This window comes from Archangium lipolyticum, assembly GCF_024623785.1.
In the GTDB taxonomy this organism is placed as follows: Bacteria; Myxococcota; Myxococcia; order Myxococcales; family Myxococcaceae; genus Archangium; species Archangium lipolyticum.
On sequence record NZ_JANKBZ010000004.1, the window covers coordinates 306,803 to 332,004 of the forward strand.

Annotated in this window: 19 protein-coding genes; 15 read left to right on the forward strand and 4 right to left on the reverse strand. The window is 67.9% G+C overall.

Going from position 1 to position 25,202, the window contains the following annotated elements; all coding sequences use genetic code 11:
* Complete coding sequence (locus NR810_RS11515) at positions 1-918, forward strand: hypothetical protein (RefSeq protein ID WP_257451354.1); 918 nt, start codon at positions 1-3, stop codon at positions 916-918.
* Positions 919-934: 16 nt separating this feature from the next.
* Here the strand turns inward: NR810_RS11515 and NR810_RS11520 are convergent, their stop codons facing one another.
* Entirely contained in the window at positions 935-1,369 is a 435-nt protein-coding gene (locus NR810_RS11520; protein ID WP_257451356.1) for an acyl-CoA thioesterase, read from the reverse strand.
* A 290-nt stretch (positions 1,370-1,659) separates the two neighbouring features.
* Here NR810_RS11520 and NR810_RS11525 point away from each other — a divergent pair, with 290 nt between their 5' ends.
* From NR810_RS11525 to NR810_RS11535, 3 genes are all read left to right on the forward strand, one after another.
* Entirely contained in the window at positions 1,660-3,363 is a 1,704-nt protein-coding gene (locus NR810_RS11525; RefSeq protein ID WP_257451997.1) for a metallophosphoesterase, read from the forward strand.
* 204 nt (positions 3,364-3,567) lie between these two features.
* A complete protein-coding gene (locus tag NR810_RS52585) occupies positions 3,568-4,065 on the forward strand; it encodes an energy transducer TonB (RefSeq protein WP_257451358.1) in 498 nt (165 codons plus the stop codon).
* A gap of 31 nt (positions 4,066-4,096) precedes the next feature.
* Positions 4,097-5,155, forward strand: coding sequence for an MBL fold metallo-hydrolase (locus NR810_RS11535; protein WP_257451361.1), 1,059 nt, complete (start codon positions 4,097-4,099; stop codon positions 5,153-5,155).
* Between the two features lie 9 nt (positions 5,156-5,164).
* Here the strand turns inward: NR810_RS11535 and NR810_RS11540 are convergent, their stop codons facing one another.
* A complete protein-coding gene (locus NR810_RS11540; RefSeq protein ID WP_257451362.1) occupies positions 5,165-5,503 on the reverse strand; it encodes a hypothetical protein in 339 nt (112 codons plus the stop codon).
* Between the two features lie 145 nt (positions 5,504-5,648).
* Positions 5,649-7,088: an aminotransferase-like domain-containing protein gene (locus tag NR810_RS11545; RefSeq protein WP_257451364.1), complete on the reverse strand. Its 1,440-nt coding sequence runs from the start codon at positions 7,086-7,088 to the stop codon at positions 5,649-5,651.
* Positions 7,089-7,285: 197 nt separating this feature from the next.
* Between NR810_RS11545 and NR810_RS11550 the strand changes: the two genes are divergently transcribed.
* Both NR810_RS11550 and NR810_RS11555 read left to right on the forward strand, forming a co-directional pair.
* Positions 7,286-8,419 (forward strand): EamA family transporter, encoded by a 1,134-nt coding sequence (locus NR810_RS11550; RefSeq protein WP_257451366.1) that lies wholly within the window; start codon positions 7,286-7,288, stop codon positions 8,417-8,419.
* A 146-nt stretch (positions 8,420-8,565) separates the two neighbouring features.
* Positions 8,566-11,727, forward strand: coding sequence for a sensor histidine kinase (locus tag NR810_RS11555; RefSeq protein ID WP_257451369.1), 3,162 nt, complete (start codon positions 8,566-8,568; stop codon positions 11,725-11,727).
* Here NR810_RS11555 and map read toward each other — a convergent pair.
* Entirely contained in the window at positions 11,714-12,712 is a 999-nt protein-coding gene (map, locus tag NR810_RS11560; RefSeq protein WP_257451371.1) for a type I methionyl aminopeptidase, read from the reverse strand. The two genes, NR810_RS11555 and map, sit on opposite strands and share 14 nt — an antisense overlap.
* Before the next feature lie 149 nt (positions 12,713-12,861).
* On the opposite strand from map, the gene hsdR reads away from it, so the two are divergent.
* From hsdR to NR810_RS11605, 9 genes are all read left to right on the forward strand, one after another.
* Entirely contained in the window at positions 12,862-16,260 is a 3,399-nt protein-coding gene (hsdR, locus tag NR810_RS11565) for a type I restriction-modification system endonuclease (RefSeq protein ID WP_257451373.1), read from the forward strand.
* Positions 16,261-16,471: 211 nt separating this feature from the next.
* Positions 16,472-17,905 (forward strand): class I SAM-dependent DNA methyltransferase, encoded by a 1,434-nt coding sequence (locus tag NR810_RS11570; protein WP_257451375.1) that lies wholly within the window; start codon positions 16,472-16,474, stop codon positions 17,903-17,905.
* Positions 17,902-19,410, forward strand: a complete 1,509-nt coding sequence (locus NR810_RS11575; protein WP_257451377.1) for a restriction endonuclease subunit S — start codon at positions 17,902-17,904, stop codon at positions 19,408-19,410. Before NR810_RS11570 ends, NR810_RS11575 begins: the two co-directional genes overlap by 4 nt.
* Before the next feature lie 31 nt (positions 19,411-19,441).
* Positions 19,442-19,741, forward strand: a complete 300-nt coding sequence (locus NR810_RS11580; RefSeq protein WP_257451379.1) for a hypothetical protein — start codon at positions 19,442-19,444, stop codon at positions 19,739-19,741.
* Positions 19,742-19,799: 58 nt separating this feature from the next.
* A complete protein-coding gene (locus NR810_RS11585) occupies positions 19,800-20,690 on the forward strand; it encodes a DUF3396 domain-containing protein (protein ID WP_257451381.1) in 891 nt (296 codons plus the stop codon).
* A 137-nt stretch (positions 20,691-20,827) separates the two neighbouring features.
* The gene (locus NR810_RS11590; RefSeq protein WP_257451384.1) at positions 20,828-21,658 is read left to right on the forward strand and encodes a hypothetical protein; all 831 of its coding nucleotides are present in this window, start codon (positions 20,828-20,830) and stop codon (positions 21,656-21,658) included.
* The gene (locus tag NR810_RS11595) at positions 21,637-22,542 is read left to right on the forward strand and encodes a DUF3396 domain-containing protein (RefSeq protein ID WP_257451386.1); all 906 of its coding nucleotides are present in this window, start codon (positions 21,637-21,639) and stop codon (positions 22,540-22,542) included. The genes NR810_RS11590 and NR810_RS11595 overlap by 22 nt, the downstream gene beginning before the upstream one ends.
* A gap of 83 nt (positions 22,543-22,625) precedes the next feature.
* Entirely contained in the window at positions 22,626-23,231 is a 606-nt protein-coding gene (locus NR810_RS11600) for a Uma2 family endonuclease (RefSeq protein ID WP_257451388.1), read from the forward strand.
* 138 nt (positions 23,232-23,369) lie between these two features.
* On the forward strand, positions 23,370-25,193 hold the full coding sequence (locus NR810_RS11605; RefSeq protein ID WP_257451390.1) for a restriction endonuclease fold toxin 5 domain-containing protein: 1,824 nt from the start codon (positions 23,370-23,372) through the stop codon (positions 25,191-25,193).
* Positions 25,194-25,202 lie beyond the last annotated feature (9 nt).

Genomic DNA, 25,202 nt, shown 5'->3' on the forward strand with positions numbered 1-25,202 from the left:
ATGAAATGGCGCATGCTCCCGGCCATCCTGCTCGGCCTGATCCTCGTTCTGCCGCTGGCGTGGCTATCCCGCACCGCCCTGTTCGGAAGCGGAACGAACACGTCGACCCCCCAGGGAAAGACCCTCGTTCCCATGCTCTCGCCCGAGGAACGCCAGCGCCTCCTCACCTACGAGCGCGACTGCGAAACGGACGCCGACTGCGAGCCGCCCCTCCGCTGCTTCTTCAGCACCCGCTCGATGAGCCGCTATTGCTCGGACAGCAGGTGCGTGACGGACCTGCAATGCAAGGAGGGATTCGCCTGCCGCACCCAGACCACCACCCAGGGCGAGGCTCCGCTCCGTGTCTGCTCGCTGGTGGGCGCTCGCAAGGAGGGAGAGGAGTGTCTGGAGCATGCCTCCACGACCGATTACGCATGCGAGAAGGATCTGCTCTGCCAGGGCCGGTGTGGCCGTCCGTGCCAGTTGGAGGACCCCTCCTCCTGCCCCGAGGGCTTCTTCTGCCACGGAGGATCCGAAGGGCCTTCCTGCCTGCCCACGTGCGAGGGCCGCACCTGCCCTGATGGCCAGCGATGCGTCGCCCTGGAAAGACCCAGGCTCCAGGGCAGGCACGTCTCCCTCTGTGCCAGGGTGTACGGCCAGGATTGTGGGCGGAACCCCTGTCCCCAGGGACAGAGCTGCGTCCAGCGCGATTACCCGGAGCACCCGGGCTCGGTGTGGATGGAGTGCATCTCACCTTGCGGCGAGGACGCGCCTGCCTGCCCCGAGGGTACCGTCTGCGCCATGCACCAATGCCTCGCGTCCTGTACTCCCGAGGACCCCTCGGACTGCGCGCCGGGCTTCACCTGTCATCGCAAGACAGCCCAGGAGCCCTGGAGGTGCGTGCCAACCCCCCGCGCCTCCAGCAGGCCCTCGCCGTAGCCCCGACGCTCCCACCTCACTCGAAGATGCGGCCCTCGAGCGCCTCGATGGCGGCGCGGATCTCCGGAGGCACGGCCACCTTCTGGTAGGTGGGGTACTGCAGGGTGACGAGCACCGCGCCGCCGCGCGCATAGCGCACCCCGGTGTGCGCATCGTCCACCGCGTACTCCATGGTGATGCTGGTGGTGCCGAGGCGCGAGACACGTGCCCCCACCACCAGATCCGCCGGGAAGACGACGGGGCGCAGGTACTCCGCGTTCGTCGCGGCGACGATGGGACCCACGCCCCCGTCGGGCTTCTGCATCTCGGTGCTCACCAGACCCACCCGCGCCATGTAGGCGATGCGGGCCGACTCGAACCAGGTGAAATAACGCGCGTTGTTCACGTGGCCGTACGCGTCCATCTCGCTCCAGTGAACGGGGAAACGAACGGTGATGGGGAAGTCGTTCATGGACGGGCCATGCATCACGCCCGGCGGCCCGGGGCAACCGGAATCATCCGATTGGATGCCCGGAGGGCAGGAAGAGGAGCGCTCGCCAGGGCTCCAACGGCGCCACCCGACGGGGAGTTGACCCGGACACGGTGCTGGGGGACCGTGCCTCGGTGACACCGCACGAGCCCGGCACCGCGAAGCAACAGCACGCCGAGGGGACGCACGAAGCGCCTCCCCGCGACCCCCACCTCCACGAGACCCGCCCTCCTCGGACTGGCACCGCGACGAAGCCCGAGCAGCACGCGGACATGGTGCGCTGGCTCCACCCCGCAATGCTCGTGCGCACCGGGTTGGACGCGCTGGTGGCCGCCGCGTTCGGCGCTCGCGCGGACCACCGCCTCATCGAGGCCGTGGTGCGCCCGCAGCCCCCCTTCTTCGACTACTCGGAGGAGTCCCCCGATGGGGACTTCTGGCTGGACTACGCGGCCGACAGCGGCGACGGGTGGAACTCCACCTATACGGTGGCGCGGTTGATGGCGCTGCCCTCCCTGGAGCTCAAGGACGCCACGGGCCAGGCGCACGCCACCGAGCGCGGACGCATCCTCGTGCTCGGCGGCGACCAGGTGTACCCGGGCGCCAGCCGCGAGACGTACGAGGAGCGACTGGTGCTTCCCTACGAGGAGGCCATGGCGCGCACGAAGCAGCCCAGCCCGGACCTGTTCGCCATCCCCGGCAACCACGACTGGTACGACGGGCTGTCCGCCTTCATGCGGCTGTTCTGCGCCAACCGCTGGCTGGCCGGTCGGCGCACGCGCCAGAGCCGCAGCTACTTCGCCCTCAAGCTGCCGCGCGGCTGGTGGCTCATCGGCACGGACGTGCAGCTCAACAGCGACATCGACGTGCCCCAGGTGGAGTACTTCCACCAGGTGGCCGCGCACATGAAGCCGGACGACCGCGTCATCCTCTGCAACGCGGAGCCCGCGTGGATTCTCGCCGCCACCAGCCAGCGCCGCGGCTACCTGGAGAACAACCTCGAGTACCTCCAGGAGAAGGTGTTCGGCCGGCGCATCAGCCTCTTCCTCGCGGGAGATCTGCACCACTACAAACGGCACGAGGACCCCGAGGGCCGGCAGAAGATAACGGCCGGCGGCGCCGGGGCCTTCATGCACCCCACGCACACGCCGTCGGCGCACCGGCTGCGCGACGGGTACGTCCAGAAGGAGTGCTTCCCGGATGAGCGGACGTCCCGGAAGCTGGCTCGCGGGAACCTGATGCTCATCCGCTCCAGCCCCCTCTTCGGGTTGATGACGGGCGCGCTCTACCTGCTGCTCGCGCTGGCGACGTATACGGAGATTGGCATCTTCGGGCTCTCGCACATGCTGGAGGCGCTCTCCGCGGTGGCCTCCTCGGTGGTGACGCGCCCGTGGTCGCTGACGCTGGGGCTGGCCACCATCGGTGGGCTCATCGGGTTCGCGGACGTGGCCTTCGGGCGCTGGCGCGTGCTGGCCGGCACACTGCATGGCCTGGCGCACATCACCACCGCCTTCTTCGTGGCCTGGGGCTCGGTGTACCTCACCGTCAGCGTGCTGGGCATCTGCCCGGAGGTCATCTCCGGCAACACGGCCCTGGTGCCCGGGGTGGCCCTGTGCGCCGCCGGGTGGACACACGTGTGGGCCAAGTTCCTGCTGGGCGCCCTCTTCACCTTCGCGGGTGGCTTCCTGGTGGGCCCCTTCATCATGGGCCTCTACCTGACGGTGAGCGTCAACGCCTTCGGGGCCCACTACAACGAGGCCTTCATCTCGCTCGCCATCGAGGACTGGAAGAACTTCCTGCGGCTGCGCATCGACAAGGAGGGGCAGCTCACCGTGTTCCCGGTGGGCATCCAGCGAGTGCCCCGCAAGTGGAAGGCGACACACGCCGGTCCCTACGCACCCGCCTACGACCCGGACGACCCGAAGGCCACCGAGCCCGTCCTCATCGAGCCTCCGGTGCGCGTGCGACCCCGCCCCTGAGACATGGGGCAGCACGGATTTCTCGGTGGGCCCGCACCACTTCAGCCGTTTTTGGTGTAAAATTACGGCATGACTGGCGCTTCCTTCTCCCTTCAGCCTCGCCTTGCCCTTGCCGTCCTGCTGACCGCGTGCGTGGCCTTGGGTGGTACAGGGTGTGCCACCACCTCACGAGCTACCACCTCCGCACTTCCCGCGCCCGAGCCCGTGGCCCAGCCCACCTCGGCCCCCGCGCCCGAACCAGCTCCGGCTCCGGCTCCGGCCCCCACCAAGGCGGAGCGCCCGAAGGCCGTGGCGAAGCGCTCCACCCCCAAGGCCGCCGCCGCGCCGGCTCCAGAGGTGAGGACGTCCGTCGCGGCGAGGACGCTCGAGCCCAGGCGGCCCCAGCCGGAAGGGTTCGGCGCCGCGCCGTCCGAGCCCGTTCCGTTCGAGCCCTCGGCCATGACGCGCCCGCAGCGGGTCAGCGGCAGGGAGCCCCGGCTCACCGAGGAGGCCCGCGCCGCGCGTGTGCGAGGCACCGCGCTGGTGCGCTGCGTGGTGACGCGCGAGGGACAGGTGAAGGGCTGCAAGATGCTCAATGGCCTGCCCTACATGGATCAGGAGCTGCTCGAGACGGTGTCCACCTGGCGCGTCACGCCCGTCACCCAGCAGGGCAGGCCGGTGGACGTGGAGTACACCTTCGTCGTGCGCATCCCCGCGAGTTGAGGCCAGGAGGGTCCGGCGTTAAACCCACCCCATGCCCAAGGGTTCCGTCTTCGGTGGGAAGGCCCAAGGCCTCCGCCTCGAGCGCATGCGCGCCTCTCCCCGTTTCCTCGAGGGGATCTTCAAGAACACCGCGGGGGTGGGCCCCGGGCTCAAGCCTGGCACCGCGCTCTCGACGATGGGCGAGTTCCTCCTCGGAGGACAGAACCGGACGCCGCCCGGGCCGCTGCCGCTCGAGAGCCCGCTCGCGACGTGGGCCCGGCCGGCGGACACCGGGCTGCGCGCGACGTGGCTCGGGCACTCGACGGTGCTGCTGGAGCTCGACGGACTGCGCGTCCTCACGGACCCCGTCTGGGGCGAGCGCGTGTCACCCTCGTCCTTCGCCGGGCCGAAGCGCTTCCATCCGGTGCCGGTGACGCTCGCGCAGCTGCCGCCGCTGGACGCGGTCATCGTCTCGCACGACCACTACGACCACCTCGACTACCCCACCATCCTCGAGCTGGCGCGCACGGACGTGCCCTTCTACACGTCGCTCGGCGTGGGCGCGCACCTGGAGGCCTGGGGGGTGCCGCCGGAGCGGATCACCGAGCTGGACTGGTGGGAGTCCGCCACCCTCCCCCGCGGCGAGCTGCGCATCACCGCCGCGCCGTCGCAGCACTTCTCCGGCCGGGGCATGGGAGACCGCAACCGCACGCTCTGGTCGTCATTCGTCGTCGAGAGCCCCCGGCACAAGGTCTTCTTCAGCGGCGACACGGGGCTCACGCCGGAGTACGGAGAAATCCGCCAGCGGCTCGGTCCGTTCGACCTGGTGATGCTGGAGGTCGGCGCGTACCACCCGGCCTGGGGCGACATCCACCTGGGGCCGGAGAACGCGCTGAAGGCGCTAGAGCTGCTCGGTGGCGGCGCGTTCCTGCCCGTGCACTGGGGCACGTTCAACCTCGCCATCCACGCGTGGGATGATCCGGCGGAGACGCTCCTGCGGCTCGGACAGGAGCAGCGGGTGCGGCTGGTGATGCCGAAGCCGGGCATGCCCGTGGAGCCGTCGCGGGTAGAGGGCGTGGAGCCCTGGTGGAAGCTGAAGCTGGCGGCCTGAGCCCGGCCTTCAATCCGGAGGCAGCGGCTTGTACGTGCCGCCCTGGGACTCCACGGCCTGCCGCACGGCCTGATCGAACTCCGCCCGCGTGGTGAAGATGCGGATGCCGCCCAGCTTGATGCCGGCCATCGTCACGCCCATCTCCACCAGGCTCGAGCCGATCAACACGCTGAGCGAGTTGATCCGCGGTGCGAGCCGCAGCCCCAGCTCCGTCAGCTCGGTCCGGGCGTCGGTGGTGTACAGCTCCATCGCCTCCCAGTCGTGGAAGATGTCCACCTTGCGCGAGGTGTCGGCGACGAACTCGTTGATGACCTCCACGGCGATCCTGGAGCGCTCGGCGTCGAACAAGCGCCCGCGGAATCTCAACACGAGGACATGAGGGGCGGGCAGCCAGCGACGCAGCTCTCCGTTGGGAGAGGGCCACGTCCTGGTTCCATTCACGAGCGGCTGGGTGGGCATGCGCGGACGGACAGTATGGCAGTGAGACCACACCTCATGCCATGTTGCGCGCGAGGCACCCCAGGGTAGCCAGTGCCCCCTCCAGGCGGGGTGACCACGGAAAACCACAGCTCAGACGGATGAAGTTCCCGTAGCGCTTCTGCGCCGAGAAGATGGGGCCGGGCGCGATGCTGATACCCGCCTCCAGCGCCCGCGCGTGCAGCACCAGCGCGTCCACCTTGCGCGGCAGCTCCACCCAGAGCAGCGAGCCGCCCTCGGGGCGCGTCGCGCGCGTGCCCTCCGGGAAGTGCTCGCCGACGGCCTCCACCACCTGCCGGACCTGCGCCTCGAGCCTCCGGCGCAACGTGCGCAGGTGTCTGTCATAGCCCCCATCCCGCAGGAAGGCGGCGATGGCGAGCTGCGGCAGCGTGGGCGTGGCCACCGTCTGTGCGAACTTGAGCAGCTCCACCTTCTCCCGGAAGCGCCCCGGCGCCACCCAGCCCACCCGGTAGCCCGGCGCCAGCGTCTTGGAGAACGAGCCGCACAGCAGCACCAGGCCCTCCTTGTCGTGGGCCTTCGCCGGCCTCGGGCGCCGCGGGCCGAAGTGCAGGTCCCCGTAGATGTCGTCCTCGATGAGCGGAATGCCGCGCCCGGCGAGCATCTCCACCAGCCGCTGGCGGTTCTCCTCGGGCATGCAGCTGCCCAGCGGGTTGCTGAAGCTGGGCACCACCAGCACCGCGGCCACCTTGCGCTTCGTCAGCGCGGCCTCCAGCGCGTCCAGCTCCATGCCGTGGCGCGGGTGGCTGGGAATCTCCAGCGCGCGCAGCCCCTGGGCCTCGATGGCCTGCAGCGTGCCGTAGTAGGCGGGAGACTCGATGGCCACCGTGTCCCCGGGGCGCGCCACCGCGAACAGGCTCAGGTGCAACGCCTCCGAGGCCCCGCACGTCATCACGAAGTCCTCCGGCGCGAGCGGGCAGCCCCAGTCCAACGAGCGGCGCGCCACCTGCTGGCGCAACGCCAGGCACCCCGGCGGCATGTCGTACTCGATGGCCACCTCACCCGCCTCGCGGGCGATGGCGGCCAGCTCGCGGTTGAGGCGCCGCGTGGGCAGCAACGCCGACGAGGGGAGCGCCGCCCCGAGCGGGACGATGCGTGGGTCGTTCGCCGCGCGGTACACCCGGGCCACCAGCGCGCTCACGCTCACCGGCGTGGCCAGGGCCGCGGGCCGCGACACCTGGGGCTCGGCGGGCAGGGGGCGCTCGCGCTGGCGCACGTAGTGCCCGGACTGGGGCCGCGTCTCGATGAGCCCCAGCGACTCCAGGTGCAGGTAGGCCTGCAGCACCGTGGACACGCTCACCCGCTCGCTCGCGCTGAGCTGGCGCACCGAGGGCAGCCGGTCTCCCGCACGCAGCGTGCCCGCGGCGATGGCCTCTCCGAGCCGCTCGGCCACCTGCTCGTACAGCGTGGAGTGGGGTGTCACACTCGCCTGCCTCATCGCGCCTCCCTGCAGGGCCCGAAGCCACCTCCTCCTCTAACGAGGAGCCGCCGCCCGGCCCAGGTACAGCTGACCCCCGCGAGGACCAGCACAGTTCGGGAAGAGTAAACTGTACCGGTCACAAACGCGAGTCGCTGAATCTGTTCTGCTTTCCGCGCCGGACGCATGTTGTGCGTGGAAAAAGGAGGTGCAGAGACATGGCCACGACAACACTCGGTGCTGGCGGAGAGCCGGTGGGACTGGCGCTCGCGCAGGGCGCGCTGTGGACGTACCTGCCACGCATGGGAGGGCTGAGGTTCTCCTGCCGCGAGGGCAGGGTGTGGCTCACCCGCGAGGGGGACGCGGAGGACCACGTGCTCGAGCCCGGAGACGTGCTCCAGATGGAGGGACACGGACGGGTGGTGGTGCAGGCGCTCCAGCCCGCCCGCCTGGACTTCGCGCTCACGCCGCCCTCCGAGACCGCGCGTGCGTGGGAAGGACTGCTGCTCGGCGCGCTCGGCGTGCTGGCCTTCAGCCTCACCCTGCCCGCCACCCGGGTGTCCGTGCCCGAGCTGGGCGGCACCGTGGTGGGGCTGGGGCGCGCGCTCATCGCCGCGGGCCTCGCGGGGCTGGTGCTGGCCGTGCGGCGCGAGCGGCTCCCCGAGCGCCGGCACTGGCCTCGCCTGGCGCTGGTGGCCGGGGGGGTGGTGGTGGGCTTCCCCCTCTTGTCCGCCCTGGCGCTGCGCCACATGCCCGCCTCGCACGGCGCGGTGCTGGTGGGCCTGCTGCCCGCCGCCACCGCCGTGGCCGCCGTGTTCCGCGCACGCGAGCGGCCCTCGTGGGGCTTCTGGCTGTCCGCGTTGGCGGGGCTCGGCTGCGTGGTGGGCTTCGCGCTGGCCCAGGGCGCGGGGCGGCCCACGAGCGGGGATGCGCTGGTGCTGCTCGCGGTGGCCGCGGGCGCGGTGGGCTACGCCGAGGGAGGAGTCCTGGCGCGCGAGCTGGGCAGCTGGCGCGTCATCTGCTGGGCCCTGGTGCTCTCCGCGCCCTTCCTCGCCCCCGTGGTGGCGCTCTCCCTGCGCCCCGAGATGCTCTCCGCCAGCCCGCGTGCATGGCTCGGCCTGGGCTACGTCTCGGTGGTGAGCATGTTCCTCGGCTTCTTCGCCTGGTACCGCGGCCTGGCGCTCGGCGGCGTGGCGCGCGTCAGCCAGCTCCAGCTCGTCCAGCCGCTGCTCACCCTGCTGTGGTGCGCGCTGCTGCTCGGCGAGCCCGTGGGACGCGGCACGCTCGGCGCCTCCGTGCTGGTGATGCTGTGCGTGCTCACCAGCGTGCGCAGCCGCGTGCGGCGTGCCTGACCAGGGGCTCCCTCATCCGGCAGCCCGTGAGCGGGCGCGCGACGCGCACGAGAGGGAGGGGAGCATCCCTGACACGGGGACTATGGGGCTGGGAACGGGTGTCTTGAAGGGGAATCCGTTCTCGCCGCAGGGGGAGGAGAGCCGCCGTGAACCTCGAGATGCCTTGGCCCATGTCCTCGCCCACCACCCTGGCGGACATGCTGGAGGCCCGGCGGGAAGACATCATCCACCACTGGGTCGAGCGTCTGAGCGGAAGCCTGGCGCCTACTCCCCAGACGCGGTGCATGTTGGAGGACCACGCCGAGGGCTACCTCCACGAGCTGACCGAGGAGTTGCACCAGAGCGCCCCCGAGCTTCGAGCGCACGGTGGCCAACACCCCCGCCCCGGCGTGGACCTGCCGGCGCTGGTGCGGGAGTACGGCCTGCTGCACGAGTGCATCCTCGACTCGGTGGCGGAGACGGGCACGCATCTCTCCCTGGCGGAGGTCCGGACCCTGGCCTCCTTCATGATCCACGGCATCACCGAGGCGGTGGACGCGCTCTCCACGGAGCTCGCCGCGCACAGGGAAGCCGAGGCCCGGCTGCTGCGCGAGTCCGAGGAGCAATACGAGCGCATGGCCGCCCTCTTCCAGCAGGCCCCCTCCGCCATCGCCTTGATGCAGGGCCCCGAGCATGTCATCACCCTGACCAACGATCTCTACGCCCAGCTCTTCGGCGCCCGGGACGTACTGGGCAAGCCCGCCCGCGAGGCCGTCCCGGAGGTCGAGGGCCAGGGCTACTTCGAGCTGCTCGACCACGTCTACGGCACGGGCGAGCCCTACGTGGGCAACGAGGTGCCGTTGTGGTGGGACCGGCGGGGGGACGGCACGTTGGAGGAAGGCTTCTTCAACACCACCTACCACCCCATCACCGGGCGGGACGGACGCATCACCGGCATCTTCGCGCAGGGGGTGGAGGTGACGGAGCTGGTGCGCGCGCGCCGGCGGGCCGAGGAGGAACGGGCGCTGGTGGACATCCTGCTCACCAATGCCCCGGTGGGCCTGTGCTTCGTCGACAAGGACATGCGCTACGTGCGCATCAACCGGCTCCTGGCGGACATCACCGGTGTCTCCATGGAGGAGGCCCTGGGCCGCACCCTGTACGAGCTCGCTCCCGCCCTGGACGCCAGCCTGCCCATCCTGCACCAGTGGGTGCTGGACACGGGGCAGCCCCTTCTCGACTACGAGGTGACGGGGCGTCCCGCCGGAGAGGGTGGAAGGCTCCGCCACTACCTCGTCAGCCACTACCCGGTGCGCAACCCGGCCGGCGAGGTCTTCCTGGTGGGCACCTCGGTGCTGGACATCACGGATCGCAAGCGCGCGGAGGACGAGACCGAGGAGCGCTTCCGCCTGCTGGTGGAGGGCGCGGAGGACCACGCCATCCTCATGTTGGATCCCGAGGGCCGCGTGGCGAGCTGGAATCCCGGGGCGGAGCGCATCAAGGGCTGGAAGGCGGAGGAGGTGCTCGGCCGCTCCATCTCCCTCTTCTATCTCCCCGGGGACGTGCAGGCCGGGGTGCCCGAGGAGGCCCTGCGCATCGCCGCCACCGAGGGACACTACCGGACGGAGGCCCTGCTGCTGCGCAAGGATGGCCACCAATACTGGGCGGACATCCACCTCACCGCCCTGAGGGACGAGCGGGGCCACCTGCGAGGCTTCGCCAAGATGACCCGGGACATCACCGCGCGGCGGCGGGCCGAGGAGACCCTGCGCGCGACGACCCAACGGCTCCAGGCCATCCTGGAGACGGCGGCGGACGGCATCCTCACCCTCGACGAGCGGGGCCGCATCCAGAGCCTCAACCCGGCCACGGAGCGCATCTTCGGCCATCCGGCCGAGGAGCTCCTCGGCCGCGACATCCACCAGCTGGTGCCCGGGTTCCACCCGCGCACCAAACACAAGCCGGGGACGCGCGGCACCCGGCGCGAGGTGCGGGGCCGGCGCCAGGACGGGAGCCTCTTCCCCCTGGAGCTCTCCACGAGCGAGATGCGCCTGCCCCAGGGGCGCTTCTTCACCTGCATCACGCGCGACATCACCGCGCGCAAGTGCGCCGAGAAGGCACAGGCCCTGTTCGTCGAGCTGGGGACGCTGCTGTCCCAGTCCCTCGACGTCCCCACCACCCTGAGGAGCATCGCCTCGCTCGTGGTGACCCACCTGGCCGACAACTGCCTGGTGTACCTGGTGGGCGAGGACGGACACATCCACCGGCAGGAGATGGCGACGGGCGATCCGCGGCGGCATGCCATCCTCCAACGCTTGAGGCTCCACTCACCGGGAACGGGCGAGTCCCACGCCTTCACCCGGCTCCTGGAGCGGGACGAGCCCCTGGCCGTGCCAGAAATCACCCCCGAGTGGCTGGATGCCCACGCCTTCAACGCGGAGCACCGGGAGCTCCTGGAGCAGCTCGCCCCGAGGTCGTTGCTGCTCATGCCCCTGGTGGCCCGGGGCCGGAGGCTCGGCGTCATCAACTTCATCTGGAACCGGCCGCGCCCCACGTGCACCTCGTCGGATCTGGAGGTGGCCCGGGGCGTGGCGGATCGCGCGGCCATGGCGCTCGACAACGCGCGGCTCTACCAGGAGGCCCAGGAGTCCATCCGGGTGCGTGAGGACGTGGTGGCCATCGTCAGCCACGATCTGCGCACGCCCCTCAACGCCATCGCCCTGTCGGCCACCACCCTGCTCGAGCGCGAGGACGTGGACGCGCGCACCACGAAGACGGCCCGCCGCATCCACGCGGCGGCGGACCGGGCCAGCCGGATGATCCGCGACCTGCTCGACTTCCACCAGGCGCGCACCCGGGGCCTGCCCGTCCACCGCGAGCCCATGGACTTCCACGAGCACATCCTGCGGGTGGTGAAGGAGGTGCGGCTCGCCTGGCCCGAGCGGCGCATCGTGTTCCACTCCAGCGGAGACGGCCGGGGAGAATGGGATGGGGACCGGCTGGCCCAGGTGGTGACCAACCTGGTGGGCAACGCGCTCCAGCACGGGCCGGGGGGCACGCCCGTGCGGGTGTCCACCCGGGGCGAGGACTCGAGCGTGCTGCTCGAGGTGCACAACGAGGGGCGCCCCATCCCCGCCGGGGTGTTGCCGGGCCTCTTCGAGCCGTACCGGCGGGGACCGGAGGCGGGGGCGCGCCAGGGAAGCCTCGGGCTGGGCCTCTTCATCACCCGGCGCATCGTCCTGGGCCACGGCGGCACGCTGGAGGTGCGCTCCACCGAGGCGGAGGGCACCACCTTCACCGTGCGCCTGCCACGGCTCAGGCCACGGTGAGGATTTCCACGCCCGTGTCCGTCACCAGGATGGTGTGCTCGAACTGGGCCGTGCGGCAGCCATCCGCCGTCACCGCCGTCCAGCCATCGTCCCACACCCGGTGGTGCCAGTGGCCGAGCGTGATCATCGGCTCGACGGTGAAGATCATCCCGGGCTCCATGATCGTCTTGGCCTCGGGGTCGTAGTGGTGGGGAATCTGGAGCGAGGTGTGGAAGCGCTCGCCGATACCGTGGCCGCAGTAGGCGCGCACCACGCCCATGCCGTGCTGGGTGGCGTGGGCCTCGATGGCCTTGCCGATGTCGCTGATGGGCCGGCCCGGCTTGATGGCCTCGATGCCGAGCATCATGCACTCGCGGGTGACGCGCACCAGACGCTCGCTCTCGGGGTCCACCGTGCCCACGAAGTAGGTGGCCGAGCAGTCCCCATGCACCCCATCCAGGAAGATGGTGATGTCGAGGTTGACGATGTCCCCGTCCTCGAGCGGCCGGTCATCGGGGATGCCGTGACAGATGACCTCGTTGATGGAGGTGCAGAGGGACTTGGGATAGCCGTGGTAGTTGAGGGTGCTGGGGTAGCCGCCACGCTTGATGTACTCCTCGTGCGTGATGGCATCGATTTCATCGGTGGTGATGCCGGGGCGCACATGGGCGGCCGCGGCGTTGAGCACCTCGGCGGCGGCCTTACAGGCGCGGCGCATGCGGGCGATGACGTCGGCGCTGTTCACCTCGGAGGGAGGGAAGAAGCGGCCGGGCCGCCCGGAGACCGCGTAATCGGGGCGCTTGATGTGGGCGGGGACGGTGCGGATGGGGCTGATGACGCCCGGCCGGATGCCCCGCGAGCGGGCCTCGGGCCCTCGCTTGCGTGCCTCGACGGAGTCCGCGCCCCGATGGCACTTCTTGTACTTGGTGCCACTGCCGCACCAGCACGGGTCATTGGGTTTTGGCAACACTGCGGGTGCGACCCGCGCGGTGGAGACGTCGGTCATACCCTGGACCTATAGCCTCTGGGGCCGCACCGCGCACGCCTTCTCGGCCGCCTGCCCCTTGGGTTTGCCGTCCTGGGTACACCGTGGTGGGTTGTCTGGCCACCAACCTGCGGATTTCCCGGCCCTTCGGCTAGGCTGCGTGTCTGCCCATGGCCGCACCTACCTCGTCGAATTTCCAGTTCCTCTCCGCTCACGACACGTTGCTGGTGGCCCTCGGCGCCCAGGCCGAGCGCTACTTCGTGGAGGACCCCAATACCAGCTTGATGAAGCTGCGGCAGTTCGGCGAGCGGTTGGCACAGCGGGCAGCGGCCCACCTGGGCATCCGATGGGACAACCTCCGGCAGTTCGAGCTCATCGAGAAGCTCGCCTCGCCCCCGTACAATGCGCTCTCGGCCGAGGTGCGGAGCATGCTCCACGAGCTGCGCAAGGGCGGCAACGACGCCGTTCATGACTTCACCGCCAGCCACGAAGAGGCGCTCCAACTCCTCAAGCTGGCCCGGCAGCTCGCCATCTGGTTCCACGGCACTTTTGGCAAGGTGTCAGGATTCAACCCCGGCCCCTTCATCCCCCCGCCGGACCCCGCCCAGGAGAACCGGGCCCTCGCCACCGAGTTGGAGCGCCTGCGCGGCGCGCTCAACGCCGCCCAACTCGATGCGGAGACGGCCCGCTCGGCCGCCGAGGCCGAGGCCCGCCGCCGGCTCGACGCCGAGGAGCGCGCCCGGCGGGATGCCGAGGATTGTGCTGTCTGGCAGCAACTCGCCGAGGAGGCCGAGAAGCGGCTCGTCGAGGAATTGAATACCCTCCAGACCCAAGCCGCCGCCCAGCCGCCGGAGGCCCTCAAGCTGCTGGCCGCCGCGTCCTACCAGGCGGGCGAGAAGCTGGAGCTGGACGAGGCCGAGACCCGCCGCCTCATCGATGCCCAGTTGCGCGAGGCCGGTTGGGAGGTGGACTCGGAGCGCCTCACCCACGAGAGCGGTGCCCGTCCCGTGGCTGGCCGCAACCTGGCCATTTCCGAGTGGCCCACCGGCAACGGCCGCGCCGATTACGTCCTCTTCGCCGGACTCCAGGCCGTGGCCGTGGTGGAGGCCAAGCGCTGGCGCACGGATGTCTCCGGTGCCTTGCCGCAGGCCCGCCGCTACGCCGAGTCCTTCGCCCCCACGGGGGACGCGACGCTCCCGGGTGGGCCCTGGGGCACCAGCCAACTGCCCTTCCTCTTCGCCACCAACGGGCGCCCCTACCTCAAGCAGTTGGAGACCAAGAGCGGCATCTGGTTCCACGACGTGCGCCGCCCAGCCAACCTGCCTCGTGCCCTCCCCGGCTGGTACTCGCCCCAGGGCCTGATGGATCTGCTGAAGCAGGACATCGAGGCGGCGGAGAAGCAGCTGCGCGAGCAGCCCGTGGATCTGCCCTCGCTGCGCCTGCGCGACTACCAGAAGAGCGCCATCCAGGCCATCGAGGACGCGCTCGCAACGGGCCGCCGCGCCTGCCTCGTGGCCATGGCCACCGGCACTGGCAAGACTCGCACCTGCCTGGGACTCGTCTACCGGCTGGTGAAGTCCAACCGCTTCCGCCGCATCCTCTTCGTCGTGGACCGCAGCGCCCTGGGCGACCAGGCCTCGGACACCTTCAAGACGGAGCTCATCGACGGCCACCAGACCTTCGCTACCATCTACGGCCTCAAGGAGATGAAGGACATCTCCCCCGACGAGACCACCCGGCTGCACGTCGCCACGGTCCAGGGCCTGCTCAAGCGCGTCCTCTCCCCGTCCGAGGGGGAGCCGCCTCCCGCCGTCTCCCAGTACGACTGCATCGTCGTGGACGAGTGCCACCGCGGCTACACGCTCGACCGGGAGATGTCCGACGGGGAGCTCACCTTCCGTGACCAGGACGACTACCTCAGCAAGTACCGCCGTGTGCTGGAGTACTTCGACGCGGTGAAGATCGGCCTCACCGCCACCCCAGCCCTGCACACCCAGGAGATCTTCGGCTCCCCGGTGTTCCAGTACGGCTACCGGCAGGCCGTCATCGACGGATGGCTGGTGGACCACGAGCCCCCCATCCGCATCTCCACCGAGCGCAGCGAGGCTGGCATCACCTTCAAGGCTGGCGAGGAGGTGCCCACGCTCGTCACGGGTACCCAGTTGGAGCTGTTCCGCCTGCCGGATGAGATCAACTTCGAGGTGGAGGACTTCAACCGGAGCGTCATCACCGAGCCCTTCAACCGCGTGGTGGCCGGTGTGGTGGCCCAGTACGTGGACCCCCGGCTGGAAGGCAAGACGCTCGTCTTCTGCGTGAACGAGCAGCACGCGAACCTGATGGTGAAGGTGCTCCAGGAGGCGCTCGCGGCCCGCTATGGAGAGGTGGACAGCAACGCGGTGATGAAGATCACCGGGAAGACGGACCGGGTGGACGAGCAGATCCGCCGGTACAAGAACGAGCGCCAGCCCTCCATCGCCGTGACGGTGGACCTGCTGACGACGGGCATCGACGTGCCCTCCATCTGCAACCTCGTCTTCGTGCGCCGGGTGAAGAGCCGCATCCTCTACGAGCAGATGCTGGGCCGCGCCACGCGGCTGTACGACTTCAAGACGGAAGGTACGGTCAAGGAGAGCTTCCGCATCTTCGACGCGGTGGACCTATACGAAACACTCCAGCCGTACTCCGCGATGAAGCCGGTGGTGGTGCAACCGCACATCCCCTTCGCCCAGCTCGCGCAGGAGCTCCAGGGGCAGGCGGATGACGCGTGGAAGCGCGTGGTCCTGGACCAGCTCCTGGCGAAGCTCCAACGCAAGAAGAAGGCGCTGCGTGAGCGTCACGCGGAGCTGTTCGAGGCCGCCGCGGGCGCGCCGGTCGACGAGGTGCTCGAGACGCTGAAGGCGGCCTCGCCCCGGGAGGCGGCGGAGTGGTTCACCGCGCACTCCCAGGTGGCGGAGCTGTTGGACCGGACCACGGGCAACGGAGACCAATCACGCGTCTACATCTCCGAGCACGCGGACGCGCTGAAGTCCCTGACCCGGGGCTATGGCGAGGGCCGTGAGCGCCCCGAGGACTACCTGGAGGGCTTCGGGCGGTTCGTGAAGGAGAACGCGAACAAGCTGCCAGCGCTGCTGGTGGTGACACAACGCCCGCGCGAGCTGACGCGCGATGCACTCAAGGAGCTGAAGCTGGCGTTGGACACGGCGGGCTACACCGAGCCGCAGCTCCAATCCGCGTGGCGGGAAGTGAAGAACGAGGACATCGCCGCCACCATCATCGGCTTCGTGCGGCAGCAGGCACTGGGCGAGCCGCTGGTGCCCTACGCGGAGCGGGTGGAGAGGGCGATGAAGAAGGTGCTGGCGAGCCGGCAGTGGGAACCACCGCAGAAGCAGTGGCTGCGGCGCATTGGCCAGCAACTGACGGCGAACGTGGTGCTGGACCGGCAGATCTTCGATTCAGCGCCGGCCTTCAAGGACCACGGAGGCTGGGCCGCGCTGGACAAGGTGATGGAAGGCAAGCTGGAGCAGGTGCTCGGAGAGCTGGCGGACAACGTCTGGAGCCCAGCTGCCTGACCACCCTCTCCCTCTGGGAGAGGGCCGGGGTGAGGGTTTTGTCCTTGTTCGTCAACAACCCGGATGCGGTGTGAGTGCTCTCCTTGTAGCTGCCTTCCGCGTACCCGGAAGAGCATGAGGAGGGCCATGCGAGCGAGCCCGCCTCGGTTCACGCGGTGGCGCTTGGGAGACCCGCTTCCCTGGGGTACGAAGGGCTTCCGGAGAGAGGCCCATGCAGACGACGAACGACATCGTCCAGAAGCTGTGGAACCTGTGCTCGCTGTTGCGCGAGGACGGCGTCACCTACCACCAGTACGTCACCGAGCTGACCTACCTGCTCTTCCTCAAGATGCTGAAGGAGACGGGGCGCGAGGACGTGCTGCCCAAGGGCCAGCGCTGGGATGACCTCGCCGGGAAGAGCGGCATGGAGCAGCTCGACTTCTACAAGCGCCTGCTGCTCAACCTGAGTGCCCTGGGCTCGCCGCGCGTGCGCGACATCTACACGGATGCCTCCACCACGCTGCGCCAGCCCAAGACGCTCACCGAGCTGGTCAGGCACATCGACGGGTTGCAGTGGTACAGCGAGACCCGCGAGCACATGGGCGACCTCTACGAGGGCCTGCTGGAGAAGAACGCCACCGAGGTGAAGAGCGGCGCGGGCCAGTACTTCACCCCCCGGCCCCTGGTGGAGTCCATGGTGGCGCTGGTGAAACCCCAGCCCGGCGAGCGCGTGCAGGACCCGGCGGCGGGTACCGGCGGCTTCCTCATCGCCGCGGACCGGTACGTGAAGGACCAGACGGACGACCTCTTCACCCTCCCAGAGAAGCAGCAGCGCTTTCAGAAGCACGAGGCCTTCTACGGCATGGAGTTGGTGCCGGACACGCGCAAGCTGGCGCTGATGAATTTGATGCTCCACGACATCGAGGGTGACCTGCGACTGGGCGACACGCTCTCCCCACAAGGAGCGGCGCTGCCTCCGGCGGACGTCATCCTCACCAACCCGCCGTTCGGGACGAAAAAGGGCGGCGGACGGCCCACGCGCGACGACTTCACCTTTCCCACCTCGAACAAGCAGCTGGCGTTTCTGGAGCACATTTATCGGGGACTGAAACCGGGCGGTCGGGCGGCGGTGGTGGTGCCGGACAACGTCCTTTTCGAGGACAACGTGGGCGCGGCCATCCGGGCGGACCTGATGGACAAGTGCGACCTGCACACTGTGCTGCGGCTACCCACGGGTATCTTCTACGCGCAAGGAGTGAAGACGAACGTGCTGTTCTTCACGCGCGGGCAGACGGACAAGGGGAACACGAAGGCGGTGTGGTTCTACGACCTGCGCGCCAACATGCCATCGTTCGGCAAGCGCACGCCGCTGACCCGCAAGCACTTCCGGGAGTTCGAGGAGGCATTCGGCGAGAACCCCCATGGGAAGAGCAAGCGAAAAGATCAGGGAGAGGAGGGACGGCTCCGGAAATACACTCGCGATTATATTCGGGATCGCGGCGACAATCTGGATATTTCCTGGCTACGCGATGAGAGCCAGGGGAGCGCGAATGACCTGCCCCAGCCGGAGGTGATTGCAGTGGAACTTCGGGAACAGTTGCAGGTGGCCCTTGCGGAGATTGATGCACTCAGTGCACTGCTGGGACGTGAGGATGTCGGAACATGAAAAGCAGTTACATCCCGCCCGGCTGGAGCGAAGCCCCTATCAGCGACCTTTGTCATCTCATCAATGGGCGAGCATTCAAACCCACCGAATGGGCAAAATCAGGGTTACCCATCGTCCGTATCCAAAACCTCAATGAGCCAGACAGCTCATTCAACTATTGCGACAAAGAGGTCGAAGAAAAATTCATCATTGATGCTGGCGAGCTTTTGTTTGCTTGGTCCGGCACACCGGGCACCTCATTCGGAGCACACATCTGGAAGGGACCGAGGGCTGTACTCAATCAGCACATTTTCCGGGTCCACATAGAGGAGCGCCATCTCAACAAAGAGTTCTTCCGCCTTGCTCTCAATCAGCGTCTCAACACCTTCATTGAAAAAGCCCATGGCGGGGTCGGGTTGGGGCACATCACCAAGGGCAAGTTCGAAGACACGACTCTCTATATTCCACCTCTTAACGAGCAGCGCCGCATCGTCGCCAAGCTTGAATCTCTGCTGGCCCGAAGCCACCGCGCCAAAGAAGCTCTGGACGCCATCCCGACTCTGCTAGAACGATTCCGGCAGTCGGTGCTCGCAGCAGCTTTCCGTGGCGACCTCACTGCGGACTGGCGCGCGAAACATCCTGACATCGAGCCCGCGTCCAAATTGCTGGAGCGCATCCGCGCCGAGCGCCGCCGCAATTGGGAAGAAGCAGAGTTGAAGAAGATGCAGTCAAAGGGGAAAGCCCCAAGAGATGATGCATGGAAAGACAAGTACGAGGAACCAAGCACACCAGACACCCGCCTACTGCCCGAGATACCTCAAGGATGGTCATGGGTAAGGCTGCCTGAGCTTGGAGAGGTGGCTCGTGGGAAATCCAAGCACCGGCCCAGAAACGACCCACGGCTATTCGATGGCCCATATCCATTCATCCAAACGGGAGATGTTGCCCAATCGAACGGTCGTATCGACTCGGCATCACAAAGCTACAGCGAACTTGGCTTAGCTCAAAGCCGTCTATTCCCCAAGGGAACTGTGTGCATCACCATCGCAGCCAACATTGCTGACACAGCAGTGCTTGGCATTGACGCCTGTTTTCCGGATAGCGTCGTTGGCGTCATTACTGAAAGCAGGCTCGTGTCCCCAGAATATCTTGAGCTTTTCATTCGAACCATCAAGTCGGACCTCGCCGATTTTGCACCGGCAACGGCACAAAAGAACATCAATCTGGAGGTTCTATCCGAAGTAGCCATTCCAATTCCTCCACCAGAAGAAAGAGTCGAGATAGAAGGGCTCCTAAACTCCGCACTAGGGCACATCAACGCACTCGAAAGGACTCACACATACGCAGTGCGCATGATGTCATCACTGGAAAGCTCTATGCTCAGTAAGGCGTTTCGCGGCGAACTCGTCCCGCAGGACCCGAACGACGAGCCCGCCTCGGTTCTCTTGGAGCGCATTCGCGCCGAGCGCGAAGCCACCGCCAGCTCCGTGCCCAAGCGGTCCCGGGGCCGCCGTCCCGCCGCGTAAGCCCCACCTCCTCTCCTCACCGAGCCTGGACATGAGCAAGCAGGATTGGCGCCCTCAACTGACCACCATCGAGGATCCCATCGCCGAGGACCGCTGGTCCTACACCGCGAGCGATGGGAGTACGAAGGTTTCGAGAATCCTCGTCGGACGCCCTCAGCCACTCCCCGGAGAGGAAGACCGGGCCTGGTACTGTCCTCTCGCCATCGAGGGATATCTCCCCGGCATCAAGTGCGTCATGGGGGTTGGGCCCGTCGATGCCCTCATGAACGCCATGTCGCTCGTGAGAAGGTTGTTCGAGGAGCAGTCCAACGTCACCCCTCATGAAGGGTGAACAATACGCGCCTGAAGGTAGGGCCCAACCTCGTGGCCCCCATATGGAAGATCATCCGATGGTTCGCATCCCCCAGATAAGGCTCCACGCGGAGCATGGCGCGCTCGTGGTGCGCGAGGGCTTCAGCATCTGCTTCTACATACGCCGCTCCCACAGGGAGATTGCCCCGGCGGTCATGCACTCACTGGATACGTACCTGCACGCGGTGGGTCCGCGGGCGCTCGGCTGGTACGTGGACCCAGAGGGAGACTGGCAGGAGCTCGATGCCACGGGTTGGACACACGTCCGCGACAAGCTTCACAAGAGCAGCCCCATCCTCAAGTTGAGGGATACTCCGAGCGGCGCTGGCCAGTACGAGCTCAATTACCACGGCAAGTCACTCGACGCGCCCTTGTTCGTCGACAACCCGGATGCGGTGTGTGCTCTCTCCTTCTGGCTGCCTTCCGAGTACCTGGAAGAGCACGGACCCGCGCACGTTCGTGAGCTGGCGCTGGAGCTGGCCGCACCACTGCCCATCAACTCCGGGCACGCGGGCCCCGCCTTCAACTTCCTGTTCATGCCCCCGGAGTTCCGTTCGTTGTGCTTCCGCTACCCGGGAATGGACGTCTGCTCGCCGATGGATGTGTCCTGGAGCATCGGCACGCGCGTACGAGGACCCCATTGGCTGACCTTCCTGGGTCAGCCGGTGCTCGGTGAGGTGGGGGGCTCGGCTGGCCTGCGCACCCGCCTTTCCTCTCCGGGCATCACCGTCCAGGAGATGGATGGCGAGCGAGCCGTCGTCACCCTGGGGGAATCGCCCGAGGCGGGTGACACCGAACAGGGCCGGGACCTGCCCCTCCACCGTGAACTGGCACGCGTCCTGGAGCCCTGGCTCTACCAGCAACGAATCCCCTGGAGTGGCTTCACCCAGGAGGACATGCGCAGGTGGGAGCGCCGCTTTCTCGACTGAGACCCATCCTGTGAGGGCACCGGTGACCAGCACATCGGGCCCCGGCATTGCACAGCGCCAGGGGCATGCTGGTTGGACCCGTCGATCCCCTCATGAGAAGGGTAAACGATCTGCGCCGTCGATTGTATGAGAACTCCATGACATCACCCGTAAACAACCTGCTGCGACAAGCGGTGCTCACCGCAAGTTCCCTGCTCACGGCCTGCGGCTCGGCGGCCTACACCATCGACTCCGCCACGAGCGCCTGCCGCCAGAACCCGGCCTACTGTGCCCACGTAGCGGGTGAGGAGACCATCGTCCCCACCCTCCGGAGCGCCGCCCAGGAGACCGTGGTGTCCACCGTCAAAGGGGGCACGGAGGCAGCCTCCGTGGTGGCCACGCTCAAAGTGCTCTTCGCCAAGAAGCAACCTGACATAGAGAAAGCCCTGGTGGAGTGCGTCGATTGGGCGGACACAGCGGTCAACCGCAAGCGTTTCGGAGGCAACGACCCCACACGAACCCAATGCCAGGAAGAGGTGGAGAAGGACCCTTGTGGGAAGCCGGTGACCCGGGCCATGCAACTGGGCACCGAAAAGCACCGTCTGGCCATCCAGTGCACGAAGGAGAAGCTGGACGCATTGATTCCGGGGCGCTTCAGCCTGGAACAACGCTACCGCTACGATGAGCAGACGGGACAGAAGCAACTGGTCAGCCCCGAGGAGGAACGCGCTCTCAAGCAGCAGGGATGCAGTGGCGCACTCGAAGGCACACTCGTTCCCGATGTCGTCATCCACTCGGGAAATCCGCTCCAAGCCCTGGCCGTCTACGACTTCAAGTTTCCCTGCCCCATTACCAATCGACCCAGGTGGAAACCCTACCCCCACCTGGGCGTGAATCAGGGAGATATGTACCGCAAGCTCCTCGAGGTAGCGCCCAATATCGTGACACCCATACGGGGCATCATCCGATGGCTCGCATCCCTCGAATAAGGCTCTACGCCAAGAATGATGTGCTCCTGGCTCGTGAGGCCCTGAGCATCTGCTTCTACATGCGCCGCTCTCATCGTGAGATCGCACAGGCAGTGCTGTGCTCATTGGAGGTGTACCTACGAGCGGTGGGTCCACAAGCGCTCTGCTGGTATGGAGACGACCAGGGCGATTGGCAGGAGTTGGATACCGCGGGCTGGGCCCACACCCGGCACGAGCTGCGCGAGAGCCCCGGTCTCATCGTCGAGTTGGCGGATACACCGAGTGGTGCGGGCCAATACGCCTTCGAGTATTACGGCAAGCCGCTCGACTCTCCCTTGTTCAGCAACGACCCGGGCGCGGTGTGCGCGGTCTCGTTCTGGTTGCCTCCCGAGTACCTGGAGAAGCACGGTCCCGCGCACGTTCGTGAGCTGGCGTTGGAGCTGGCCGCGCCGCTGCCCTTCAACTCCGGCCATGCCAGCCTCGCCATCAATGCCCTGACGCAACTCGTGGGAGTGTCAGCGGAGCTCCGGCACGGGTGCTTCCGCCACCCGGGAATGGACATGCCCGGTCTCGGAGACCTCTCGATGAACCTCGGCACGCGAGTGAAGGGAGCCTACTGGCTGACCTTCCTGGGTCAGCCGGTGCTCGGTGAGGTGGGGGGCTCGGCTGGCCTGCGCACCCGCCTTTCCTCTCCGGGCATCACCGTCCAGGAGATGGATGGCGAGCGAGCCGTCGTCACCCTGGGGGAATCGCCCGAGGCGGGTGACACCGAACAGGGCCGGGACCTGCCCCTCCACCGTGAACTGGCACGCGTCCTGGAGCCCTGGCTCTACCAGCAACGAATCCCCTGGAGTGGCTTCACCCAGGAGGACATGCGCAGGTGGGAGCGCCGCTTTCTCGACTGAGACCCATCCTGTGAGGGCACCGGTGACCAGCACATCGGGCCCCGGCATTGCACAGCGCCAGGGGCATGCTGAAATCTTCCCTCATGACCTCCCGTCGCCCTCCCGGCAATGAGTCCACCGAGCGAAACGCCCCATCCGTCGAGGCGGCCTTCCAGGCGGTTCCGCCTGAGATGGTGGCGGAGATCCTCGACGGGGAGCTGCACGTCAGTCCCCGCCCGGCCCGCCCCCATGCCAACGTGGCGTCGAACCTGGGCGGCATTCTCCTGGCGCCCTTCAAGTTCGGCACGAGAGGTCCGGGAGGCTGGGTCATCATCAATGAGCCGGAGCTCCACCTCGGTCCCCGCCCGGACAAGCTCGTGCCGGATCTCGCCGGGTGGAGGCGCGAGCGTCTGCCTCGCGCTGTTGGAGGGGACGATGCTCCGGCGCATTACGACCTCGCCCCGGACTGGGTCTGCGAGGTCCTCTCCGAACGTACGCGAAGCAGGGACAAGGGACAGAAGATGCGCATCTACGCCCGCGAAGGCGTCCGGCACGTGTGGCACGTGGACCCGCTCGCGCGCACGCTCGACATCTTCCGGCTCATGGAAGGCCAGTGGCTCCTCGTCCATTCCTTCGCCGGAGAGGAGACGGTCCGCGCCGAGCCCTTCGACGCCATCGACCTCGAGCTGGCCCTCGTCTGGTCCGAATAGTCAGCGCGCAGTGCAGTGCCGGGAGAGGCAGCGGCACCATCAAGAGAAGGCACGAGGATTCAGGGCTGTGCCCCTAACAGGTTGGCCATCCAGCAACCTATCCTTCAGGGTTGTCGCACCTGGGGAAAGGCCAGCGTCATGGCGAAGGAGTACTGGAGTCCTGGGACGGGGGAGGGCGGCGGTACGCAGTTCGAGACACGGCGGAACTCGCGCGACCGGCCCTGGTGGGCCTCCGGAGTGCTGGCGCTGGTGATTCTCGGGCTGCAGGCGGCGTGTGCCTCGGGCTACCCCATGGGAGGGACGCTGGCAGGCACCGCGCGCCACTGGGGAAGTGCTCAGCGGGTGAGTCCAGGTGAGGAGGAGCGCGTTGACGGAGCCCTGGTGGTGGCCGTGGCGAGGCCCAACGCGCCCAGCGAGGACGTAGAGGTTGCTGACGTCGGCGCGGAGGACCGCGAAGGTACTGGGGTGGAGGAAGTGAGCGCGGCCGAAAGCGACAAGGCGGCGAGGCGGCCTCGGTACCTGTCCAGCCGCGTGAGCAGGGTGGAAGAGGAGGAGGTACTGGAGAGGGAGGGCGTTGGATGGCCGGATGGAGTGGGCGACGGGAGACCGTTCGAGGTGCCTATGAGCCTCGACTACTTCCAGGGCTTCCTCGTGCAGGCCGGGGTGCCCAGCACCGCAGTGCCCAGGGACGGGCGCACGCTGTCGCCCCAACAGGCGTTGGAGCTGGTGCCGTACCTGCTCGCCACACCGGTGACGTTGGGCAGTTTCGGGCCGCGCCGCATGGCGGCGCACGTGCTCATGGAAGTGGCCACGGGTGGGGAGTTGGTGACGCGGGACGAGCTCCACGCGCGCATGCGGCGCTTCTCGCGGCTGCTGGTGCTGCGACCTGACGGCTATCTGGTGAAGGTCACCTCGGGGGAGGCAGTCCAGAAGGCCGGGCAGGTGGTGCTCGCCGAGGATGGGACGCTACGGGCTGGCCGGTTCGAGGTGGGTCCCTTCTACGCCATCGACGGCGAGCGCCTCTTTCCGGTGGATGAAAAGCTCGAGGTGCCGAAGGGAGCCCGCCCCACGGGCATCTACGAGCCGGACGACAACCCCGGGCTCGCGGTGGCCGAGGGCGCAGTGCTGGCGATGGTGGACATGGTGGAAGGCCTCTACCGGCTCGTCTTCTACACGGGCGAGACGCTCGAGGGGCTGGCCCAGCTCCCAGGCGCGGTGAGGCAGCTCTACGAGAGCTCGCCACAGCTGTGGGAGGAGTTCCGCCACAAGCCCCATGCGGAGAAGGTGCGGACCGTCTCCCGGCTCGTGACGGGCATGGTCCTGACGGTGGGCACCTCGGGAGCGGGTGCCGCGAAGGCAGCATCGTGGGGAGGGAAGCTCGGGAGCGTGGCCGTGCCGCTGCTTTCGCTTTCGGGGGAAGGACTCCTGGCGGTGCGCCTGGTGGCGGTCCCCGTGGGTGGAGCCGTCGCAGTGGCGGGCAACGCGCTGAGTGCCACCTACGTCCTGCACATGGCCAACACGAGTGCTCAGGGGGCAGGAGGAGGTGGTGGGTGGCCTCCGGTAGGAGGGCCCGGGCAGTGGGTGGAGGACACCTCCAGCATGTCCGAGCAGGCCCGGGACTATCAGGCCCAGGTGACGGGCGCCCCCAAGCGGTGGGCCTACAAGGTCTGTCGGGACGGTGAGTGCGTGAACTACGACGGTTACGAGCCAAAGACGGGCACCCTGCTCGAGGCCAAGGCGCGCGAATATGCGAAGTGGTTCGACGAGAAGCTCGACCCTAGATTCAACTACGAGGGACTGGAAGACATGGTCGCGCAAGCAGAGCGGCAGCTTCGGGTGGCTGGCGGGAGACCGCTTCGCTGGCACGTCGCGGAGCCGCGTATGGTGGCCGTGCTCAGGAAGTGGTTCGACTTGAATGACCTTCAGGCAGTCGAAGTTGTCTACACGCAGCCCATACGGTGAGGGTCACCG

Excerpts from the sequence above, each read along its gene's own strand:
- NR810_RS11515 (WP_257451354.1), top strand. The coding sequence starts at position 1 with ATGAAATGGCGCATGCTCCCGGCCATCCTGCTCGGCCTGATCCTCGTT.
- NR810_RS11520 (WP_257451356.1), bottom strand. The coding sequence starts at position 1,369 with ATGAACGACTTCCCCATCACCGTTCGTTTCCCCGTTCACTGGAGCGAG.
- NR810_RS11525 (WP_257451997.1), top strand. The coding sequence starts at position 1,660 with ATGGTGCGCTGGCTCCACCCCGCAATGCTCGTGCGCACCGGGTTGGAC.
- NR810_RS11535 (WP_257451361.1), top strand. The coding sequence starts at position 4,097 with ATGCCCAAGGGTTCCGTCTTCGGTGGGAAGGCCCAAGGCCTCCGCCTC.
- NR810_RS11545 (WP_257451364.1), bottom strand. The coding sequence starts at position 7,088 with ATGAGGCAGGCGAGTGTGACACCCCACTCCACGCTGTACGAGCAGGTG.
- NR810_RS11550 (WP_257451366.1), top strand. The coding sequence starts at position 7,286 with ATGGCCACGACAACACTCGGTGCTGGCGGAGAGCCGGTGGGACTGGCG.
- map (WP_257451371.1), bottom strand. The coding sequence starts at position 12,712 with ATGACCGACGTCTCCACCGCGCGGGTCGCACCCGCAGTGTTGCCAAAA.
- hsdR (WP_257451373.1), top strand. The coding sequence starts at position 12,862 with ATGGCCGCACCTACCTCGTCGAATTTCCAGTTCCTCTCCGCTCACGAC.
- NR810_RS11570 (WP_257451375.1), top strand. The coding sequence starts at position 16,472 with ATGCAGACGACGAACGACATCGTCCAGAAGCTGTGGAACCTGTGCTCG.
- NR810_RS11575 (WP_257451377.1), top strand. The coding sequence starts at position 17,902 with ATGAAAAGCAGTTACATCCCGCCCGGCTGGAGCGAAGCCCCTATCAGC.
- NR810_RS11580 (WP_257451379.1), top strand. The coding sequence starts at position 19,442 with ATGAGCAAGCAGGATTGGCGCCCTCAACTGACCACCATCGAGGATCCC.
- NR810_RS11585 (WP_257451381.1), top strand. The coding sequence starts at position 19,800 with ATGGTTCGCATCCCCCAGATAAGGCTCCACGCGGAGCATGGCGCGCTC.
- NR810_RS11590 (WP_257451384.1), top strand. The coding sequence starts at position 20,828 with ATGACATCACCCGTAAACAACCTGCTGCGACAAGCGGTGCTCACCGCA.
- NR810_RS11595 (WP_257451386.1), top strand. The coding sequence starts at position 21,637 with ATGGCTCGCATCCCTCGAATAAGGCTCTACGCCAAGAATGATGTGCTC.
- NR810_RS11600 (WP_257451388.1), top strand. The coding sequence starts at position 22,626 with ATGACCTCCCGTCGCCCTCCCGGCAATGAGTCCACCGAGCGAAACGCC.
- NR810_RS11605 (WP_257451390.1), top strand. The coding sequence starts at position 23,370 with ATGGCGAAGGAGTACTGGAGTCCTGGGACGGGGGAGGGCGGCGGTACG.